The sequence below is a fragment of the Pseudofrankia asymbiotica genome (genome assembly GCF_001983105.1).
GTDB classification, from domain to species: Bacteria; Actinomycetota; Actinomycetes; order Frankiales; family Frankiaceae; genus Pseudofrankia; species Pseudofrankia asymbiotica.
The window spans coordinates 17,490-38,727 of sequence record NZ_MOMC01000007.1 but is presented as its reverse complement, the minus strand read 5'-3'; the positions used below and the strand labels follow the sequence as shown (position 1 = coordinate 38,727).

The window sequence follows — 21,238 nt, the reverse complement described above, 5'->3', positions numbered from 1 at the left end:
CGGCCCGCCGCCGCCGGCGCCGCCGGCGTCTCGCCGTCACGCCGGTCGCGTCACACGCCGCGGAGGGGACCGGCTTCCTGGGACAGCGCCGGCACCTGCGTCGGCACGGCTGGCAACGGGCTCCCGGCCCGCGCGATGGGCGAGCCCGCCGGCGACGGGTCCGTGGCCGGCTTCGGCGGCCCGGCGGCGTCGCGGCCCCGGTTCGGCCACGCGCTGGGTGCCACCGGCCGTCCTGGCAGGCTCCGGCGGGCATGGCGCCGTGCCCGCGCGAGCTCGGCCAGCATCGCCGGGGTGTGCCGCACGACCCGGAACGTCCCGCCTGGCTCCTCCGACCAGCGAACCGGGATCTCGGCGATCCGGTAGCCGAGCGATCGCGCGAGGCTGAGCACCTCGACGTCGAAGCCGAACCCGTTCGCCTGCGACAGGCCGAAGAGAACCTTTGCTTCGGCGTGGCGGAACGCCTTGAAGCCGCACTGGGTGTCGGCAAGGTCAAGAGACACCAGCGAGCGGGTGAGCTGGTTGAACGCCCAGCTGCCCAGGCGGCGCGCGGCGGCGCGGTCCGCGGTCCGGCCGAGCCGGCGCGAGCCGAGCGCGACCTCGGCATGCTCCAGCGCCGCCAGCAGCAGCGGAAGGTCGGAGATGTCGGAGGCCAGGTCGGCGTCCATGAACACGATCGCCTCGCCCACGGCGGCGGCCACGCCGACCCGGATCGCGGCGCCCTTCCCGCTGTTCCAGGGGAGTCTGATCACCCGGCTGTTCGGCACGTCGCGCAGCAGTTCACCGGCTATCCGGGAGGTGTCGTCAGTGCTGCCGTCATCCACGACGATCAGCTCGGAACCCGGAAAGCGGCGTAGGACGTCCGCGAGCACAGGGAGCGACCAGGGGAGCCGGCGAGCCTCGTTGAACGCCGGAATGACCACGCTCACGGGCACCCGGTCCAAGTCCCACCCCACGCTGCGCCGACTCCGTGCGACAGGCGCCTGCCGGCCGTCGCGCGAATAACATCTTCGGGCTGATGTGCCGAAAAACATCGGCCAGGGACGAGCCCGACGTCTGGAACCCTACCCACCCATCCGTCGCAAACCTGGCAGGCAAGTCGACCGATGGCATGTCGTTGCTCATCCGTTGATGTCGGCATTGACGTTAAGGAGCGGTACATCCAACACAAACCGCTACTACCTGAAAAACCCCAGAAAGTGCACACCCCCATGACACGGCGGCCCATCGCGCCATCCGCACGCACCCCCGGCCTCCCGCCCACGCACCGCCGGTCACCGCGGTCAGCCGTCAGCGGCCTCCATCGCTCGCCCGGAGTGCTCCGGTTGGGCCATCTATGGCTTTCGGTAGGCCGGCTCCACGGGCAAACCAGCCGCATCTCCGGCGGGCACGCCGGAGAATGAGCTCTCCCGTCGTCGGCTGCCCGTCGCCTGTCGCGCGGGCGGCGGGCGGCGGCGGGCGGGCGGGCGGGCGGCTTATGGGAGCCGCCGGACTGGGGACGGAGGAGACATGGCTGGCCTTGGGCGTGACCGAAAGCGGGACGGCCGGCGCGACGGGGCACCCGAGGCCGCGCACGAGGGCTCACGCGAAGGAGAGCACGAGGGCCGACACGGCGGGGAGCCGCCGCCCGAGGCCCCTCCCGCACGGCCTCGGGTGTCGCGGCGCTGGCCAGCGCCGCCGCCCTCCCCCAGTGCCGACGAGCCCACCGCGCCGCCGCGGGAGAGTCGGGCGCGGCCGACAGGCGGGCGGGGACGACGGCCCGGCGACGACAATGACGGCGCGCTGCGCGGACTCGTCGGCGCCGGACGCAGCAAGCTCAGCCTGAGCGCGGCGATGCGGGCTCGTGACGTCGCCCGCCCGGACGCGGACGACGTCGCCCGCGCCGAGAGGGCCATCGCCGAACGGTTCCAGGCGCGGTCCGGCGCCGACCGGCCCGCGCCGGACCGGGATCGGGCATCGGCCGACCGGGCGAGTCCCGCCCGGCTCAGCGGGCGGCCGTCGCCGAGCTGGGCCGCCCGGCGCGGTCAGACCGCGGGCGGGGCGGGGGCACCCGAAGGGACGGGCGGGAGCTCGCCGGTGCGCTCGTAGGCGGTCAGCATCCGCAGGCGGCGGGTGTGCCGGGCCTCGTCGGAGAACGGGGTCGACAGGAACACCTCGGCGAAGGCGATCGCCTCGGCGACCTCGTGCATCCGCGCGCCCAGGCTGAGCACGTTCGCGTCGTTGTGCTGGCGACCGAGACGGGCGGTCTCCTCGGACCAGKCGAGCGCCGCGCGTGCCCCCGCGACCTTGTTGGCGGCGATGGCCTCGCCGTTGCCCGATCCGCCGATGACGATCCCGAGGCTGCCCGGCTCGGCGGCGACGGCCGCGGCGGCGGCCATCACGAACGGGGGGTAGTCGTCGTCGGGGTCGTAGTCGCTTGGGCCGTGGTCTACCGGGGTGTGGCCGAGCTCCGCCAGCCGCTCGGTGAGGGCGGCCTTCAGGTGGTAGCCGGCATGGTCAGAACCGAGATGGACGCGCACGATGAGCCATCATGCCCTCTCGCGCGGCACGGAGTGGCGGGGGCGCGGTCGACGTCGCCGCCGCGCCCCCGCCCCCGTGGGACTCGGGTCCGGTCAGGACTCCTGAGCGGCGAGCTTCTTCGGCCGCTCGACCGGCTCGGACGTGGTCGCCGGGTTCGGCCGCACCAGCCCGCCGAAGGTCGGGTCCGCGCTCGCCGCCGGCGTGTCAAAGGTCAGATTGTCGAAGGTCGGGCCGACGTCGCGGCTCCGCTTGAGCTCGTAGAAGCCCGGCGTCCGGGCCACGAGCAGGAAGCCGTCCCACAGCCGGCCGGCCGCCTCGCCGGTCGGCGTCGGGGTCATGACCGGGCCGAACAGCGCCACGTCGCCCACGGCGAGCACCGGGGTGCCGACGTCCATGCCGACGCGGCCGATGCCCTCGTCGTGGCTCGCGCGCACCCGCTCGTCGTAGTCCGTGGACTCGGCCGCGTCGGCGAGCGACGCCGGCAGGCCGACCTCGGCCAGCGCGGCCTCGAAGACGTCGCGGCTCCACTCCACCTTGTCGATGTGGCGGCGTCGCGAGAGCGCGGTGTAGAGCGGGCCGAGCACCTCGTCGCCGTGCGCGGCGGCGGCCGCCACGGCGACCCGGACGGGACCCCACATCTGCGGGATCATCGACTTGTAGGGCTCGGGAATGTCGTCACGCCCGCCGTTGAGCACCGCCAGGCTCATGACGTGCCAGCGGATCTCGACGGGCCGCACCTTCTGGACCTCGAGCATCCACCGGGACGTCAGGAACGCCCACGGACAGCTCGGGTCGAACCAGAAGTCGGCCACTACCGCCGGCCCGCTCCCGGCCGTCGATGACACAGTTTCGACGCCTGTTCCTGCAGTCACGCGCTGTCTCCTGTCCGGACGGTTCGCCGGCGGGGCCGTTGCCCGTCGACTTCCCCTTCCGGCGTCAACCATCCGCCGCGGGCGGTGGCTTCCCGCTTGAGGCGAGATATCTCGCCACCCGGTTGATCACTGCCACAGTCGGCACGGCGACGACCGCCCCGGGGATCCCCGCGAGCACGGCGCCGGCCGACAGCGCGATCACGATCGCGAGCGGGTGCAGCCGCACCGCGCGGCGCATCACCAGTGGCTGCAGCAGATGGCCCTCGACCTGCTGGACGAACAGCACCACGCCAGCCAYGATGATCGCCGGCACCAGTCCCTTGGCCACCAGCGTGACGAGGATGGCCGCGACGCCAGCGGCCGTCGCGCCGACGATCGGGATGAATCCGCCGAAGAACGTGACCAGTGCCAGCGGCGCGACCAGTGGTGTACCCACCGCGACCAGGCCGATCGAGATGCCGATGGAGTCGACGACGGCGACGAACACGGTGCCGCGGATGTAGCCGGTGAGGGTGGCCCATGCCTCCCGCCCGGCGCCGCGGACCCGCTCCTCGGCGGCCGCGGGGAACCGGGACACGATCCAGTCCCAGATCCCGGCGCCGTCGTAGACGAAGAAGAACGTGGCGAACAAGGTGACCAGAATGGTGGTGAGGACCTCGAACAGCACCGAGGCAGTGGTGATCACCCCGGACAGGACCCTGCCCCGGTTCTCGCTGAGCGAGTGCTGGATGCTGTCGACCAGGTCGTCGATCTGTTTCTGCGACAGGTGCAGCGGACCGCTGATCAGGTAGTCCCGGACCTGGTCGATACCCGCGCTGACCTGGTCGATGACCTTCGGCAGCTCGTTGGCCGCGTTGAAGCCGACGGCGACCGCCGCGCCTCCGATCAGGACGAAGAACGTCAGCAGCGCGATCCACGCCGAGGTGAGCCGCGGCACGCCCCACTGCTGCAGCCGGTGCGCGATCGGGACGATCAGCGCGCTGATCAGCAGGCCGGCGACAACCGGGATGACCACGGTACGGATCCGCCCGAGCGCGACCACCACGACGTAGACCGCGGCGCCGACGACGAGCAGCCGCCACGACCACCCGGCGCTGACCCGTAACGCCAGCGGCACCGCCCGCTCGGCCCGCTCCCGCGTCGAGAGCCGGGCGGCCTCCTCGGCCGCGGCGGCACGGCGCGCGGCGGCCTCGGCCCGGCGGGCCGCCGCCTCGGCCTCGGCCACCTCGGCGGCTCGGCGGACGGCCGCGGCTCTGGCGGCTCGGCGGGCCAGCACCCGCTCCTGCAGGTTCACGCGGAGGCCCCCACGCCGAGGCGCTCCCGCGCCCGGACCATCATCGTCCGGGGCGTCATCCGGATCAGCGCGGTCAGCGTCAGCGACGTCGACGTCGACGTCGGCGTCGTCCGCGGCGTCGACGCCGCGAGTCTCGTCAACGTTCCCAGCGCCGTCGCCGTCGTCTCCGGCACCGCTCCCGGCGCCGGTGCCGCCGCTGTCGACGGTGTCAGCGATGCCGGCGGTGTCAGCGACCTCGGCCGTGCCGCGAACCTCCGCGTCCGGCGTGTCGTCGCCGCCTGGCGGCGGCGTCGGGTCGGACTGCCCACCACCCGCGGCCCGTTCCACCTGGCGCTCTCCTCCGGTCGGGCGGTGTGCCGGATAGCCGGCGCTTCAGGGCCGGCGGCCGGCGCGTGGCCAGACCGTGGGAACCGGCCGGCCAGACGCGGCCCCGAGACTACGCCGGAATCGTCCCACATCGTTGATGGACCGCTGACAGCACGACCCGGAGCGCACCGCCGCGGGCGACGCCGTGCGCGCGGGCACGGCCCGGTCGCCCACGCAGCGTGGAAGACTGGCGGGAATCGTTCTTCCGTCGTGCCTTCGGGGGCCMGCCGAGGCAAGAACCCAGACACCTGGCCAAAGGCGGCGCGAAACTGCCCTTCTTCGCGTCTCCCGAGGATCACCGGAGACATAGAGAGGATCCGAGTGCCGAACAACCTCACCCGTGACGAGGCGAGCGCGCGCGCCCGACTGCTGAATGTCTCCTCCTACGACGTCGAGCTCGACCTGACGACCGGTCACGAGAACTTCGCCTCGACGACCACCGTCACGTTCACCGCGGCCGAGCCAGGCGCGTCGACCTTCATCGAGCTGGCGGCGCCGGCGTTGCGGGAGGTCGCGCTCAACGGCGTCGCGCTCGACCCCGCCGAGGTGTTCGACGGCGACCGGATCATCCTGACGAACCTCGCCGAGTCGAACCGGCTCACCGTCGTCGCCGACTGCGCCTACTCGCGCACGGGTGAGGGCCTGCACCGGTTCGTCGACCCGGTGGACGAGGCGGTGTACCTCTACACCCAGTTCGAGACGTACGACGCGCACCGGATGTACGCCTGCTTCGACCAGCCCGACCTGAAGGCCGCCTTCACTCTCAGCGTCACCGCCCCGGCCGACTGGAAGATCATCTCCAACAGCCCGGTCGCGGCGGTCGCCGAGGCGGCGATCGGCGTGCGCGTGACCCGGTTCCTGCCGACCGTGGTGATGTCGACCTACATCACCGCGCTCGTCGCCGGCCCGTACCACGAGGTCCGCGACCAGCATGACGGCATCGACCTCGGGCTGTACTGCCGGCGCTCACTCGCGGAGTTCCTCGACCCGGCGGAGCTGTTCGAGATCACCAGGCAGGGCTTCGACTTCTACCACCGGGTGTTCGACTACCGGTACCCGTTCGGCAAGTACGACCAGCTGTTCGTGCCGGAGTTCAACGCCGGCGCGATGGAGAACGCCGGCTGTGTGACCTTCCTGGAGGACTACGTCTTCCGCGCCAAGGTGACCGAGGCCCGCCGGGAGCGGCGCGCCGAGACGATCCTGCACGAGATGGCGCACATGTGGTTCGGCGACCTGGTCACCATGCGCTGGTGGGACGACCTGTGGTTGAACGAGTCGTTCGCGACCTACATGTCGGTGCTCGCGCAGGTCGACTCGACCCGGTTCACCAACGGCTGGACGACGTTCGCGAACGCGGAGAAGGCCTGGGCCTACCGCCAGGACCAGCTGTCGTCCACCCACCCGATCGTCGCGGACGCCGTCGACATGGACGCGGTGCGCACGAACTTCGACGGCATCACCTACGCCAAGGGCGCCTCCGTCCTCAAGCAGCTGGTCGCCTGGGTCGGCCAGGAGGAGTTCCTCGCCGGCCTGCGCAGCTACTTCCGCGCCTACGAGTTCGGCAACACCGAGCTKCGCGACCTGCTCGACGAGCTGGAGAAGTCCAGCGGCCGCAAGCTGACCGCCTGGTCACGCGACTGGCTGGAAACCACCGGTGTCAACACGCTGCGCCCGCGGTTCGAGACCGACTCGTCGGGCCTGTTCACCTCGTTCGACGTCGTCCAGGAGCCGGCGTCCTCGCCGCCGACCGCCTCGAAGACGCTGCGGCCGCACCGCGTCGCGATCGGCCTCTATGACCGGGACGAGAAGGGTGACCTGGTCCGGCGCGAGCGGGTCGAGCTGGACGTCGTCGGCGAGCTCACCGAGGTGGCGAAGCTGGTCGGCGCGCGGCGCCCCGAGCTGCTGMTGCTCAACGACGACGACCTGACGTTCGCCAAGATCCGTCTCGACGACCACTCCCTGCGGACGCTGGTCAGCGACATCGGCAAGGTGCGGGYGTCGCTGCCGCGCACGCTGTGCTGGGCGGCGGCGTGGGACATGACCCGCGACGCGGAGCTCGCCGCCCGCGACTACGTCCGGCTGGTGCTGTCCGGTGCCGACGCCGAGGACGACATCGGCGTCGTGCAGACGCTGCTCGCGCGGGCCGCGCTCACGCTCGACAGCTACGGCGACCCGGCGAACCGGTCGGCGGCGCTGCGGGCGCTGTGCGCGCGGGCCGAGGAGCTGATGCGGGCCGCGCCCGCCGGCAGCGACCTGCAGCTCGTGTTCACGACGACGTTCGCTCAGGCCGAGGACCCCGAGCAGGTCGAGAGGATACGGGCGATCTTCGAGGGCCGCGACGTGATCGAGGGCCTCGCCCTGGACACCGAGCTGCGCTGGACGCTGCTGACCCAGCTGGTCGCCCGCGGCGTCTACGGCGACGCCGAGATCGACGCCGAGCTGGCCCGCGACGCCACGGCGGCGGGCGAGAAGCGGGCGGCCACGGCGCGCAGCGCCCGGCCGACCGCGGAGGCGAAGGCCACGGCCTGGGCGGCGGTCATGGAGTCCGACAAGCTGTCCAACCACCTTCTGGCGGCGACGTTGGGCGGCTTCTGGATCTCCAGCCAGCGGGAGCTGACGAGGCCCTACGTGGACCGCTACTTCGCCGAGATCGCCGAGATCTGGAAGACACGCAGCTTCGACACCGCGCAGACGATCACTCAGCTGCTCTTCCCTGACGGGGTCATCGAACAGGCGACGATCGACAAGGTGGATGCCTACCTCGCGAACGAGGACCCGACGCCCCCGCTGCGCCGCGCCCTCGCCGAGGGCCGTGACGGACTGGTCCGGGCCCTGGCCGCCCGCGCCGAGGACCTCGCCGCGGCCTCGTCCGGGGACTGACCGCCCAGCGTCGTCCGGTACCCCAGCGTCACCCGGTACCCGGCCAGGCCGGCCAGCCGCGGCCCACGCCGCGGCTGGCCGGACGCCGGTGACCGATCGACCAGACGGGGCGGGGCCGGCTCTGGCTCCGGCCCGTCTCAGGCAGAGGCCGGAGCCGGGCGGCGGGACCGCAGGCCCACGAAGGCGGTCACCGAGGCGGCGAGGCTGGTGGCGGCGACGAACCACCAGCCCTCGTGGAAGGCGCTCACCAGGTGCTGACGCGCCGGAGCGCCGACGACGGCGATGAGGACGGCCACGCCGAGGACGCTCGCGACCTGGCGGGACATGTTCATGACCGCGCTGCCGGTGGCGAACCGGGCGGGTGGCAGGACGGTGGTCGCCCCGGCCGTCAGCGTCGGCAGCACCAGCCCCACGCCGATACCGGTCAGCAGCATCCCAGGCAGGATGCCGGCGGCGTAGTGCGTGTGCAGGCCGACCCGCAGCGCCCACCAGCCCGCCCCCACGGCGTAGATCAGGGCACCGGCGCCCGCGACCCGCCCGAGGCCGAACCGGGCGACCAGCCGGCCCGCCAGCAGGAGCGCCACCGGCGGCACCATCGCCGGCCCCGGGGTCACCGCGAGGCCGATCTTCAGCGCCGACCAGCCCCAGGCACTGTCCATGTAGGTCACCAGCGACAGCAGCATCGCCGCGAACGCGACGCTGAACAGGAACAACGCCGCCACCGCCGGCGAGAACCCCGGCGAGCGCAGCACGGAGAGCTCCACCACCGGCGCCGGGTGGCGCGCGGACCGCGCGACGAACCCGGCCAGCAGCACGACGGCGCCCGCCAGGCTACCGACGACCGCCGCCGACCCCCAGCCCCAGTTGGACGACTCCACCAGGCCGAGCGCCAGCAGGCCGATGCCGGCGGTCAGCGCGAGCACGCCGACGACGTCCGGAAGCGGCCCGGGGTTCTCCTCCCGCCGCCGCGGCAGCACCCGGGCACCGACCACGAGGGTCGCGACGCCGACCGGCAGGTTCACCAGGAACACCCACCGCCAGTCCGCCTCGACGAGCAGGCCACCGACCACCGGGCCGAGCGCGGCGGCCAGCCCACCGACCGCCGCCCAGCCGCGCACCGCGGCGGCCCGGCGGCCCGGCGGGGTGGCGGCGAGCAGCAGCGCGAGGCTCGTCGGCAGCAGCAGCGCCGCGCCCGCCGCCTGCGCGACCCGGCCGATGACCAGCGTCACGATTCCCGGGCTCGCCGCGCACAGGGCGCTCGCCGCGGTGAACAGCGCGGTGCCGAGCAGGAACCCGCCCCGGTGCCCGTGCCGGTCGGCCAGCCGCCCGGCGGGCACGAGGAGCGCCGCGAACGCGATCGCGTAGCCGTTGAGCACCCAGGACAGCGTCGACAGGCCGCCGCCGAGATCCCGGTGAATGTCCGGGAAGGCGACGTTGACGATGAACAGGTCCAGGTTGGACATGAACACCGCCGCGCACACCACCCCCAGCACGACCCGCGCCCGCCGAGCCGCCCCGGCGGCGGCTGGCCCGACGGGGGCCGCCCCGGTCTTTTGACCCGCCACAGCGGCCGTCTCGATCCCGGCCGGCCGAGACCCGGCCGTCTCGGCCTCGGCTGACGCGGGCGGCGCGGCGCCGGCCGCCGTCCGCGCCGCGGGGACCGCCGCGCGTCCCCCCTCGGCCGCTGGGGGCGCCGTGCGCAACGCGTCGTCCACCGTCACAAACCTCCCTTGCCACCGCCCGCGTCTCGGACGACCTTTGAGTTCATATATCGAACCCAGCAGAGCCGCAAGGGTCCCGGGCATATCGGCGGCCATGGAGCCGCCGATCGGGCGCTGGAAATCGGGCAACCGTCAGGCCCGGAGCAATCACGGCCCGGACCCGGGCGCCACGCCGGGGACGAGTCACCCGTGAACGAGCGGGCCCGCGCAGTTCGGCGGGCCGGAGGATCGGGCCGAAGGCCGTCGGGCCATTCCGGCCAGCGCACGTCAGGACGGGGTGCCGACGTGCCTGTCGCGATTCGCGCGCCCGGCTACGGCGCGCTGGCCGGAACGGACACGGACGGCGGCCCGGCCATATCGGCGAGCTGGCGAAGCCCGGAGGCAATGCCGCCGACCAGGTCGCCGACGGCGAAACTCGACGTCATCGACAGCGCGGCCAGCGACGCGGCCACGTCGGGAATCCGGCGGCGGGCGGCCGCGGTCGTGACGATCCGGACGAACCGCTGTCCCGGGGAGACGAGAACCAGGACGGCGGCGACGGGGCTGCCGTCGACGATCTCGCCGAGCAGGCGGTCGGCGGCGGCCTTCGGATCACCGGCGACCGCGCCGACCCGGACGTGAAAACCGATACCGGTCTGACGCTCGGCAAGCAGCCGAGCGCTGTTCAACCGGTCGATCTGGTCCTGGCGGAACGCCTCACCAGCTGCCACTGGCTCCGCCGGAGCCCGGCGCCGCCGTTCCCGCGGTCTCCTGCGCCGTGGGCTCGGCGCCCGCGGCCGCTCCCTCGCCGCCGAGCCAGACCTCCCGGTGCTCCCACGGCTGCCCAGGACGGTAACGATCCGAGCTCTTGCCGCCGGACAGCGCGGTGAGGATCAGGGCGACCAGGAAGCCGGCGGCGATGATGCCGCCGTAGATCAGCCAGGACTCCAGCGGAGAGAGCGGATCCGGGTCGTAGTGCGTGCCGATCCGCCCTCCGTCCGCGAGAGCCGCCGCGGAGAAGAGCGGCAAGGTCAGGGTGGTCAGCGCGGCCAGCGTCAGCGCACGACGCGCCCCGCGGCGCACAGGACGGCGAGTCACGGTTCCGAAGACTACCGGCAACCGACCCGGTCCGAGAACCGCATGGTCCGCTGGTGGCCGAAGCTCACGCGACAGTTGGCGAAGCCTCGCGCGGGCGGAGGCATCCAGCGGATTCCGTCCATCAGATGTAGACCGTCGAGCACGGAAGGATCAGGTGGCGGGCGGCGGGCCGGCGGTGGACACCTCGGACAGGATGTCCACGAGACGGGCGACCCGGGGGTCGGTCATCAGGTCCTCGATGGTGACCGCGACGCCGCGGTCGTCACGGACCGGCAGGCGCCAGTTCGGGTAGCTGTCGACCGTGCCGGGCAGGTTGGGCTGGTGGCGGTCGCCGACGGCGTCACCAGGAGCGGCGAGAATGATGCGCGCCGGCGTGGCGACCAGGAGGCGGTGCATCCCGAGCGCGGCGTCCCGGACCAGCGCCGGGTCCAGCTCGTCGCCGTCCGCGGTTCCCGCCGGCGCCGTACCCGGGGCGGCGGTCCCGTCGTCGGTGAGCAGGCCGTGGGCGCGCAGGTGGGCCAGCAGGCGGTCGCGGGCGACGCGCCAGTCGGCCGTCTCGTCCGCCACCGGGCGACCAAGCAGACCGCGCTCGGCGCGGGCGCGGACATGCTCGCCGAGCAGGAAGCCGGCGGCGGTCGGCAGGTCGTGCGTCGTGACGCTCGCCATCGTGCGCTCCCGCCAGGCGCCCGGCGGGAGCGGGACGCCGTCGGCGTCGTTCTCGAACCACAGCACCGACGAGCCGAGCACGCCGGCGCCGGCCAGCGTGGTCGCGACCGTCGGCTCGACGGTGCCCAGGTCCTCGCCGACGATCACCGCCCCGGCTCGCGCGGCCTCCAGCGCGATCACACCGAGCATGGCCTCGGCGTCGTAGCGGACGAACGTGCCGTTCGCGGCGCCCGCGCCCTCCGGGATCCACCACAGCCGGAAGAGCCCCAGGATGTGGTCGACGCGCAGCCCGCCGCCACGGGCGAGGACAGCGGCGACCATCCCGCGCAGCGGCGCGTAGCCGGACGCGGCGAGCCGGTCGGGCCGCCACGGTGGCAGCCCCCAGTCCTGGCCCTGCTGGTTGAAGGTGTCCGGCGGAGCACCGATGCTCGCGCCCGCCGCGTAGGCGTCCCGGCCGGCCCAGGTGTCGGCGCCCGCGCGGTCCACGCCGACGGCCAGGTCATGGACGACGCCGACCCGCATCCCGGCCGCGAGCGCGGCGGCCTGGGCCGCGGCCACCTGCTCCTCGCAGCGCTCCTGCAGCCAGCGGTGGAACGCGACCCGGTCCGCGAGCTCGCGCCGGGCCTCGGCGACGGCCGCGGGGTCCCGGTCGCGCAGGCCGGCCGGCCATCGCCGCCAGTCGGGGCCGTGCCGCTCGGCGAGCGCGCACCAGGTCGCGAACCCGGACAGCTCGTCGTCGGCCTCGTCGTCGGCGCCGGCGGGCGGCGTCGAGACGGCGAACAGCAGCTCCAGCGCCGCCTGCTTGGCCTCCCACACGGCGTCCCGGTCGATCAACTGGCCGAACTCGTCGTCGCCGGCCACCGCCGGGCCAGCCTCGACCACGCCGGTCGCCCGTGCCCGCCCCAGGGAGCGGGACGCGGCGCCGCCGCCCCGCTGGGACTTGCGCGCGGCGACGGCCTGGGCGTCGACGGCGGCGCGGGTCGCCTCGCCGGCCGCGGCGTACTCGGGGGTGTGTTCCGGGCGCAGGTACAGCGGCGAGAGGAAGCGCCGGCTTGTCGGGTAGTAGGGCGACGGCTGGACGGGCAGGGCGGGCGCGGCCGCGTGCAGCGGGTTGACGAGCAGCACGTCCGCCCGGCCGCCGGCCGGCGAGCCCGACCAGGCGGCGAGCTGGGCGAGGTCGGCGTAGTCGCCAATCCCCCACGAGCCGGCCGAGCGCAGCGCGTAGAGCTGCGCCATCCAGCCCCACATCCTGTCGCCCCGCTGGCCGTCGGTGGGCTCGGGCACCCGGTCCGGCACGGCGACGACCTGGGTCGCGCTCTCGCGCCCGCCCGCGCGCACCCGCAGGATGTGATCGCCCAGCGGCAGCCCTGGCGGCAGCAGAGCCGGCACCGCGGCCAGCTGCTCGCCGTCGACCTCCTGGCGCTCCCCCGCCGCTCCGAGCGGCACCGCGACCCGGCCGCCACCGTCGCCCAGCTCGAGCTCGCAGTCGGCGCCGACGCCAGAGCCGCCGCCGGCCGCCGGCCCGCCCGGCGCGGAGGCCACGAGGCGCGCCGGCAGACGCAGGACGACGGGACGTGGCGCGGATGCCTTCACGACCACGCTGGCCGGCGACAGCCGGCGCCACGGGGCGGTCCGGGCCTGGGCGAGCGCCGCGACCGGGTCGGCGGTGTCGACGCCCATGAGTTCCAGCACGCGCCGCACCGCGGTGGCCGAGACGGCGACCGGCCGGTCGTTGGCGTCCAGGTAACCGGTCGCGACGCCGTAGGCCTCGGCGAGCGCGGCCAGCGCGGGGTCGGCGAGATCCATGAGGAGCAGCCTAAGGCTCGGTGTTCGCGGCCTCGCCGGGTCTGTTCGTGTCCGGGCGCTCGACGGTGGTGAAACCGAGATAGGCACGGCGGACGGCTTCGTTCCCAGGGCCCCCAGGGTCGCGAGGGCCCGGCGCGTCGGGCGCGTCGGGCGCGTCGGGCGCGTCGGGCGTCCGCGACGCCACCGGGCTGGGGGGGTCTGGCGCCTCGGGTGCCTGTGGGCCCGGAATCGGGCCGCGTGGGGGATCCGGCGGCGCCCAGGGCTCCCTTGGCGGGACCCGGGGACCGTCCCAGAGGGGCGCTGGCGGCGTTTCCGGCGGCGAGGCGAGGGGCAGCCGCATGTGCATGCGCGCGCCGCCGGCCGGGGCCTCTCCCGCCGTGACCGTGCCGCCGTGGGTGCGCACCGCGTCGGCGACGATCGCCAGGCCGAGCCCGGACCCGGGGAGGCTGCGGGCGTCGGTCGACCGGTAGAAGCGCTCGAAGACGTGCGGGCGGTCCTCTACCGCGATGCCGGGCCCCTCGTCGCTGACGGCCACCTCGCCGGCGGCCGTCTGGACGTGCACGGTCGAGTCCRCCGGGGAGAACTTCACCGCGTTGTCGAGCAGGTTGGTGACCGCCCGCTCCAGCATGTTCGGCCGCCCGTCCACCCAGGACGCGGCCGTCGTCACCTCGATCACGATGCCCCTCGGGGCCGCGCGCCGCCGCGCCCTCACCACGGCCGCGGCCACCACCTCGGCGAGATCGAGCCGCTCGACCTCCTCCACCGGCGCCTCGTCGCGAGCGAGCTCCACGAGCTCGCTCACCAGGCCGGTCAGCTCACGCGTCTGGCCGTCGACGTCGCGCAGCAGGTCCGCCCGGTCGGCCGCGGGCAGCGCCCGGTGCGGGTTCGCCTCGGAGCGGATGAGCAGCTCGATGTTGGTGCGCAGGCTGGTCAGCGGGGTGCGCAGCTCGTGGCTGGCGTCATCGACGAGCTGGCGCTGCCGCGCCTTGGAGGCCTCGAGGGCGCGCAGCATGCTGTTCAGGCTGCCGGCGAGCCGGGCGATCTCGTCGGTGCCGGTCACCGGGATGAGCGCGGACAGGTCCTGGGTCCGTGCCACATGCTCGGCCGCGGCGGCCGTGGCGTCGACTGGCCGCAGGGCCGCACGTGCCACGAGCAGGCCGGCGACCGTCGAACCGCCCACGCCGACGATGCCCACGACCAGCATCACCAGACCGAGCTCTCCTAGCGTGCTGGTGACGTCCGACATCGGGCGGGCGAGCTGAAGGCCGAAATCGAGCGGCGGCAGCTGGAGGTCGCTGGGTAGTGGGTTATAGACGTCGAAGTCCTTTGCCGTCATCCGCAGCGCCACGGTGGCGACCCGGTACTCCTTGCCGTCGACCTTCACCGTCCGCAACCGGGTCTGATCGCTCTGCGTCTGAGCGATCGACGTGTCGACGCCGTCCACCGGCAGCCGGACGTAGTCGTAGGGGTTGAACGGGGTGAGGATCGTGCCGTCTGGCCAGAAGATCTGCAGACGAAGGCCGAGCGGGAGCGAATTGACCTGGATGCGGTCGTCAGTAAGGCTGCCGGGGTCAGGCCCCGCCCTGTACCGAAGATCGGTGTTGGCACCCGCGATGGCGACCTGCTGGCGCAGTTGGTCGTCGATCGAGTTGCGCAGGACGACGTTGGTCGCGCCAAGCGCGACCCCGGCGAYGACCGCGATTCCGGCCAGTACCGCGGCGCCAACCAGCAGCGCCATCCGGTTGCGCAGCGCGAGCCGTGAGAACCATGACCGTCGGCGCCGCTGACGGGGAGAACCAGCATCGGGCCGGGCCTGGGCGGCACCCTGGCCCCCACCCGCGGAGGCCTCCATCGGACGGTGGTCACGCCTGTCGGCGAGAAGGTCGAACGGGTTGGTCACGGTGAGGGCTCACGAGGCGGCGCCGCCGACTGCTCGCGCAGCACGTAGCCGACGCCGCGGACGGTGTGCAGCAGCCGTGGCTCACCGGACGCCTCGAGCTTGCGCCGCAGGTAGCTCACGAACACCTCCAGCGAGTTCGACGACGGGCCGAAGTCGTACCCCCACACCCGCTCCATGATCATGGAACGGGACAGCACCTGGCGCGGGTGGGTGAGGAAGAGCTCCAGCAGCTCGAACTCGGTCTTGGTGAGCGTCAGTTCCCGGCTGCCGCGAGTGACCTGCCGGCTGCTCGGGTCGAGCGCCACGCCGCCGTAGCCGAGTACTCCGGTACCCGCCGCCGAGGAGGAGCCGCCCCTGGTGCCGGTACGGGCCGCGAGCGCCGAGCGGCGCGCGAGCGCCCGCAGCCGGGCGAACAGCTCCTCCAGGGCGAACGGCTTGACGAGGTAGTCGTCCGCGCCGACGTCGAGGCCGCTGACCCGGTCGGCGAGCCCGTCACGGGCGGTGAGCATGAGCACGGGCAGGTCGTCGCCACGGGCGCGCAGCTGCCGGCAGGCCTCCAGCCCGTCCATCCGMGGCATCATCACGTCGAGGACGGCGATGTCCGGCCGCTCCCTGGCGATCAGCTCGAGCGCCGCGACCCCGTCGGCCGCCGTGGCGACCTCGTATCCCTCGAACCGGAGCGACCGCTCCAGGGACTGCCGGACCGCCGCGTCATCATCTACAACCAGTACCCGCACGTGCCCAGTCTGCTCCGGCCGGAGCCTCTCGGGGCTGTCCCGACATAGGGCTCAGGGAGATCTCGTTCCCCGTTCAGGATCCCTTCAGGCGGCGTCGGCCAAGCCGCGCCATGAACCGAGCCGCCACGGGTGCCGGGCATGGCCGCGGATCCGGGCATGCGCCCGGCGGCGAAGGGCGTTTCCGTCGGCTCCCTCAGCCGCGAGCGGCGCCCGGGCCTGAGGACGGCAACGGTCCGGGCTGGGCCGGTGGGTCGATACGGGGCGGCGCGTCGCCGAGCTGCGGCGGCGCTCCGGGCTCCGCCTCCTCTTCCTCCTCGGAGGAGGGCTCGGCCTCCTCGTCGTCGTCGACGACGACGAGGCTGCGCTGCAGGGCGCCCAGGCTGATGCCGGCCCCGACGAGCGCGAGGCGCAGGCGCTCGCGCAGCTCGCGGGCGACGTCCCACTGCTTCAGGGGGAGGGTCTTGACGGCGACGCGCAGCGTGTAACCGTCCGCCGTCATCGATTCCATGCCCCAGACCTCGGGCTCCTCGAGGATGAGCAGGGCCCACCGGTCGTCACGCCACATCGTCTGGGTGGTCTCGAGCAGGACATCCTTTGCGCGGGCGACGTCAGTGTCGTAATCCAGCGGCACGTCGAGCACGGTTCGCGCCCATTGCTGGCTCTTGTTACCGATTCTGGTGATCTCGCCGTTGCGGACGTACCAGACGGTTCCTTCGACGTCGCGCAGCCGCGTCATCCGGAAGGTGACCGCCTCGACGGTGCCGGAGATGGTGCCGCCGACGTCGACGACATCGCCGACCCCGTACTGGTCCTCCAGCAACATGAAGATTCCGGAAAGAAAGTCCTTGACCAGGTTCTGCGCGCCGAAACCGACAGCGATGCCGAGTACGCCGGCGCTGGCGACGATCGGCGCGAGGTTGATGCCGAGCTCGCCCAGAACCAGGACGAACCCGATCCCATAGACCACGATCGACACGACGCTGCGCAGCAGCGAACCCACGGTCTCCGCGCGCTGGCGGCGCCGTTCGAGCAGGATCGCGCTGTCACCGAACAGGCCACCGCGCAGCAGGCCGCCGTTCCCGGTCACGGACGCCATGTGCCGCGTCGTCCGCTTGATCAGCCGGTGCAGCAGCGAGCGGATGATGGTCGCCAGCAGCACGATCAGGATGATCGTCACCGGCGTGCCGAAGAAGAACTGGGCGAGGGAGGCCAGATAGTCGCTGTGGGTCGAGTCGTAGACGGTGCGGCACAGGAAACCGGGCGTCTGGCCGCAGGCGTCCATGAGCGCGGCCTTGACACCGTCCAGGCTCACGTCGGGCAGGCCTGGGGTCGACGTGGGCGACGGCGACGGCAACGGCGTCGATGTCGATGTCGATGTCGCGCCGGCGGCGAGTATCAGGGGCAGGGACACGGCCTGGTCATCCTCCTCGGGCGGTCGGCTCCTCGGGCGCGGCGGACGCCGGGTGGCGACCGGCGAGCCGCTCGCGGGGCGTGGCGGTCACCGACTGCGCCCCGGGCGCCCACTGAGGCGCGCCCGGCACGGCACGCGGGCAACCCGCGCGCCACGGCGCCGCTGGGTCTACGCGGCCAGGACAGACCGGTCGGGGATGGCAAGTCCGCGCCCCCCGCGGGCCCACGGCCAGCACCTTACGGGGTGTCGGATACGTCCGACTGATCGGCACCCGGCGCGTGGCCCCGGCGCCGCGCGGTCCAGCAGGGACGTCGCGAGGAGCCAGCGAGGTGGCACGCTGCGCGACACGCCCGTCATCCCACTGACACGATGGCGTGACAAAGGCGACCAGATATGTCCATCGCCACTTTCGCGCACCAGATGACCATGCAAACACGCTCGCGTTCCGCGCCGGAACACGCTTGACTATCCATTGTCACCGGAGACGCTGGTTAGGACGGGCTCCCGGGTGGGCGCCCGCCTCGACTCGGCAGGAGGTCGGCGTGGCAGAGKCGCTGGTTCTCAATGCCACGTACGAGCCCCTGTGCGTGGTGTCCCAACGTAGGGCACTCATCCTCGTCCTCACGGACAAGGCCGTGATGGTCGAGGCCGGCGGGCAGGTCCTGCACTCCGTGGCGGCGGCCGTCGAGGTTCCCGTCGTCGTCCGGTTAGCGCGGTTTGTGCGGGTTCCCTATCGCTCGCAGGTCCCGCTGACCCGCAAGGGCGTCCTCGCCCGCGACCATCACCGGTGCGTGTACTGCAACGCTCCGGCGACGTCGCTTGACCATGTCATTCCCCGGTCCCGTGGGGGCCCGCATGTCTGGGAGAACGTGGTGGCGGCCTGCGGCCGCTGCAATCATGTTAAAGCCGACCGCGCCGTCGCTGATCTAGGCTGGCGGCTTCGCACGGCGCCACGCGCGCCGAGCGGAGCCGCCTGGCGCATTCTGGGGAGCCGTCGCATGGATCCGCGCTGGTCCCAGTACCTCAACACCGACCTGGGCGAGGCCGCCACCGCCTAGTTCAGATCAGGCCGGTGCCGTGCCGCGTGCCGTCAGCCCGGCCGCCGGTCGAAGTGGGGGCCGTCGTCGGGGGGAGCCTGGCGGAGCAGGTCGAGGTCGAACCAGACGCGCTTGCCGCCGGGGGTCGTCTGGACGCCCCAGGCGTCGGCGAGGGCCTCGACGAGCAACAGGCCCCACCCGGACTCCGCCTCCGGGTCGCCGCGGGCCGCCCGGCCGGGCCTCGGCAGCGTCGCGCCCTCCCGGTCCTCGACACTGATCCGCAGCCGCGCGGGCTCCGCCCACACCCGCAGCGTCAGCTCGCTGCGGGCATGCTTGATCGCGTTGGTGCAGATCTCGCTGACCAGCAGCGCCGCGTCGTCGGCCCGGCCCAGGGCGCGTGCCCCGACCACCGCCCGCACCGCGGTCCTCGCCTGCGCGGCGGACGCGGCCACCGGAGGCATCACCAGCTCCAGCAGCGGCGGCCCGGCGGCCTGCGTGGTCAGCACCAGCAGCGCCGTGTCGTCGTCGGTGTCGGGGGGCAGGTCGGCGGCGAGCAGGCTGAGCTCCAGCAGCGCGCGAGAGGCGTTCTGCGGCCAGTGACCGTCGTCGAGGTCGACGGTGTCCGGCCCCGACCAGCTGCGGACGGAGAACCCGCTCCTGGTGCGCCGGCGACGGTCGCCACCGCGGCGGCGCTCGATCCCCCCGGGCGGGCGGCCGGGGCCGGGCGCGCGGCGGTCCCGGGTACGCCGATCGCTCCCGGTGCGCCGTTCCGGGCCTGTCCAGTGGTCACTGCCGCCGGCACGGCGGTCCACCGCCGCGTCGGGAGCCGGATCACCCGGACTGGGCGAGCCGGGCATGCGCTCGCGCGTGGGCGCGACTGTCGTGGCGGTCGTCGAGGCGGCCGGGTGACGCTGGCGCGCCGCGTCGATCTCCGCTCGCCGCGCGGCGGCCCGGCGGCGCGCCAGCTGCTCGCCCATCCCGGCCCGCAGCAGGTCGAGGCCGTCGGACAGCGGGCGGTGGCGCGACTCGACCAGGCCGTCGGTGAAGAACACCAGGCTGGAGCCGGGCGGCAGCTCGACGGCCGACTCGACGAAGTGCGCGGGGTCGCCGACCCCGAGGGGCAGCCCGGGATCGATCTCGAGGTAGCTCGGGTCGTCGTCCGGCGGTATCAGCAGCGGGGCCGGGTGGCCGGCGCCGGCGAGCACGACCCTGGCGCACTGGGGGTCCGGACCGCCGCTGGCAGGGTCGGCGTCTCGCGAACCGGTGACCGGCGCGGCGCGGGCGGGCTCGTAGATCCCGTACAGGCAGGTCGCGAACGGCAGGCCCGGCAGTGAGGAGACCATCATGTCGAGGCGGGCCAGCAGCTCGGCGGGCCCCCACTCCTCCAGCGCGTAGGCACGCAGCGCGGCACGCAGCTGGCCCATCACCGCCGCGGCGCGCAGCCCCCTCCCCATCACGTCGCCGATCGCGAGCCCGACCCGGCCCCCGGCCAGCGGGATGACGTCGTAGAAGTCACCGCCGACCTCGGTTCCGGTGGTGCCCGGCCGGTACTCCATCGCCACGTCCGCGCCCTCGAGCACGGGCGGGTGCGCCGGCAGCAGCGATCGCTGCAGCGCCCGGCCGGCCTCCTGGGACTCGCGGTACATCCGGGCGTTGACGAGCGCGAGCGCGGCGCGGCGGGCGAGGTCCTCCGCGATCGTCTGCTCGGCCTTCGAGTACGGCGGGTCGCCATGCACCCGGCTGAGGGTCAGGGCTCCGATGACCTGGTCGCCGTACGGCAGCGGCACGGTCATCGACGGCCCCCAGCCGAACTGGCGGAAGCGCGCGTACTCCTGGGGATCGGGGAACAGCGCGCGGCGCAGCGTCGGAGTGAGGTCCTCGATGCACATCGGCTCGCCGGTACGCACCACCGCGCCCGGGGCGTAGTCGTCGCTCAGCCGCGCCGGGCGGGTCGCGGTGAGTGCCCGGACATAAGCGGCGGCCTGCGGGTCGACGTGGTCCACGGCGGCGAGGTCGATCACGTCGCCCTCGGGCGCGCGCAGCCAGAGCATGGCGCCGTCGCCCAGGCGGCGCCGCGCCAGCTCGACCACCATCTCGATGATCCGGTACGGCTCGAGCGAGCCGCCGAGCCGCAGGCTCGCGTCGGAAAGGAACAGCAGGCCCTCCAGCACGGCGCGTTCCTCGGCATGCCGCCGCCGCGCGCCCGGCAGCGACCGGGCGGCGTCCCACAGCGCCGCGGCGCGGCGCGACGCCGCGGCCCAGTCCGGGCCTGCCCCGCCAGCGCCGATGCCGCGGCTGGCCTCGCGGCCGGCGTCGGGGCGTTTGTCCTGTCCCGCGGCCGGCCGCTCACCGCCCGCGCCCGGTCGCCGCACGCTGGGCCCGCCATGCCATGTCCCGAGGCAGCGCCAGAGCCTGTCCCCCGGCAGGACGTGCGTCTGCCCGTCACCCGTGGCCGCCGCGCCGGCGGTTCGCGCCCGCGCGACGCCCGCGGCCCCATCGGCCGCCGCGGGTGTGGCCGCTGTCGGCGCACCGGGCGCACTGGTCTCGACCCGTCCGCCGTCCTCGGTGTGTTCGACCGGCGCCTCGGCCGCGACCGACGGATCGTTCTCATCCGGCGATTCGGCGCTTTTCGGGACGTCAGCCGTCATCGCCACCTCCGCTGCCGGCGGACCGCCGGCCGCCGGCGGCGTGTCAGCCGCCACCGGGCAGTCGGGCGCCTGGCACGCCGGCTCCTGGAGACGATCCCGTCCCTCCACGCCGAAAGCCTCAAAATGAGGACCCTTCGGAGTGGAAGGATAACGGGCAGTCACGTCGTCCACTCAGGAAGTGTAGTTCAGCTCACCCAATGCTCGCTTGGTGAGAACATCTGCGCCTTGCGCGACGAGCACGCACCAGCCACGACGACAGCCGGATGTCCTCCGCGCTGTGACATGGGCCGACCTCGCCGATCTCGA

At 73.7% G+C, this 21,238-nt stretch carries 14 protein-coding genes; 2 read left to right on the top strand and 12 right to left on the bottom strand.

Annotated elements, in window-relative coordinates; translation table 11 throughout:
* Positions 1 to 50: 50 nt before the first annotated feature.
* The 4 genes from BL253_RS02630 to BL253_RS02610 all read right to left on the bottom strand — a co-directional run bounded on the left by BL253_RS02630 (position 51) and on the right by BL253_RS02610 (position 5,010).
* Positions 51 to 953 (bottom strand): dolichyl-phosphate beta-glucosyltransferase, encoded by a 903-nt coding sequence (locus BL253_RS02630; protein ID WP_241834454.1) that lies wholly within the window; start codon positions 951 to 953, stop codon positions 51 to 53.
* A 1,068-nt stretch (positions 954 to 2,021) separates the two neighbouring features.
* Positions 2,022 to 2,516: a ribose-5-phosphate isomerase gene (locus BL253_RS02620; RefSeq protein WP_076813277.1), complete on the bottom strand. Its 495-nt coding sequence runs from the start codon at positions 2,514 to 2,516 to the stop codon at positions 2,022 to 2,024.
* A gap of 93 nt (positions 2,517 to 2,609) precedes the next feature.
* A complete protein-coding gene (locus BL253_RS02615) occupies positions 2,610 to 3,389 on the bottom strand; it encodes a mycothiol-dependent nitroreductase Rv2466c family protein (RefSeq protein WP_076813276.1) in 780 nt (259 codons plus the stop codon).
* Positions 3,390 to 3,453: 64 nt separating this feature from the next.
* Complete coding sequence (locus BL253_RS02610) at positions 3,454 to 5,010, bottom strand: AI-2E family transporter (protein WP_420801614.1); 1,557 nt, start codon at positions 5,008 to 5,010, stop codon at positions 3,454 to 3,456.
* A gap of 360 nt (positions 5,011 to 5,370) precedes the next feature.
* On the opposite strand from BL253_RS02610, the gene pepN reads away from it, so the two are divergent.
* Entirely contained in the window at positions 5,371 to 7,929 is a 2,559-nt protein-coding gene (pepN, locus tag BL253_RS02605; protein ID WP_076813275.1) for an aminopeptidase N, read from the top strand.
* Between the two features lie 137 nt (positions 7,930 to 8,066).
* Here the strand turns inward: pepN and BL253_RS02600 are convergent, their stop codons facing one another.
* The 7 genes from BL253_RS02600 to BL253_RS02570 form a co-directional block, all read right to left on the bottom strand.
* Positions 8,067 to 9,650, bottom strand: coding sequence for an MFS transporter (locus BL253_RS02600; RefSeq protein ID WP_274535167.1), 1,584 nt, complete (start codon positions 9,648 to 9,650; stop codon positions 8,067 to 8,069).
* 311 nt (positions 9,651 to 9,961) lie between these two features.
* Positions 9,962 to 10,360, bottom strand: a complete 399-nt coding sequence (locus BL253_RS02595) for a DUF5130 family protein (protein WP_076813272.1) — start codon at positions 10,358 to 10,360, stop codon at positions 9,962 to 9,964.
* Complete coding sequence (gene ctaJ, locus BL253_RS02590; RefSeq protein WP_241834453.1) at positions 10,347 to 10,727, bottom strand: aa3-type cytochrome oxidase subunit CtaJ; 381 nt, start codon at positions 10,725 to 10,727, stop codon at positions 10,347 to 10,349. Before ctaJ ends, BL253_RS02595 begins: the two co-directional genes overlap by 14 nt.
* Before the next feature lie 150 nt (positions 10,728 to 10,877).
* On the bottom strand, positions 10,878 to 13,199 hold the full coding sequence (locus BL253_RS02585; RefSeq protein ID WP_076813268.1) for a 4-alpha-glucanotransferase: 2,322 nt from the start codon (positions 13,197 to 13,199) through the stop codon (positions 10,878 to 10,880).
* A gap of 10 nt (positions 13,200 to 13,209) precedes the next feature.
* Positions 13,210 to 15,099 (bottom strand): sensor histidine kinase, encoded by a 1,890-nt coding sequence (locus BL253_RS02580; RefSeq protein ID WP_076813266.1) that lies wholly within the window; start codon positions 15,097 to 15,099, stop codon positions 13,210 to 13,212.
* On the bottom strand, positions 15,096 to 15,836 hold the full coding sequence (locus BL253_RS02575) for a response regulator transcription factor (protein WP_076813264.1): 741 nt from the start codon (positions 15,834 to 15,836) through the stop codon (positions 15,096 to 15,098). Before BL253_RS02575 ends, BL253_RS02580 begins: the two co-directional genes overlap by 4 nt.
* Before the next feature lie 193 nt (positions 15,837 to 16,029).
* Positions 16,030 to 17,247, bottom strand: a complete 1,218-nt coding sequence (locus tag BL253_RS02570) for a mechanosensitive ion channel family protein (protein WP_076813262.1) — start codon at positions 17,245 to 17,247, stop codon at positions 16,030 to 16,032.
* A 542-nt stretch (positions 17,248 to 17,789) separates the two neighbouring features.
* Between BL253_RS02570 and BL253_RS02565 the strand changes: the two genes are divergently transcribed.
* Entirely contained in the window at positions 17,790 to 18,305 is a 516-nt protein-coding gene (locus tag BL253_RS02565; protein WP_076813261.1) for an HNH endonuclease, read from the top strand.
* A 32-nt stretch (positions 18,306 to 18,337) separates the two neighbouring features.
* On the opposite strand, the gene BL253_RS02560 is transcribed toward BL253_RS02565, so the two are convergent.
* A complete protein-coding gene (locus BL253_RS02560) occupies positions 18,338 to 20,932 on the bottom strand; it encodes an ATP-binding SpoIIE family protein phosphatase (RefSeq protein WP_081437933.1) in 2,595 nt (864 codons plus the stop codon).
* Between the last annotated feature and the right edge of the window lie 306 nt (positions 20,933 to 21,238).

What these genes read in the sequence shown, in the direction of transcription:
- BL253_RS02585 (WP_076813268.1), bottom strand. Translation starts at nt 13,199, where the DNA reads ATGGATCTCGCCGACCCCGCGCTGGCCGCGCTCGCCGAGGCCTACGGC.
- BL253_RS02560 (WP_081437933.1), bottom strand. Translation starts at nt 20,932, where the DNA reads ATGACGGCTGACGTCCCGAAAAGCGCCGAATCGCCGGATGAGAACGAT.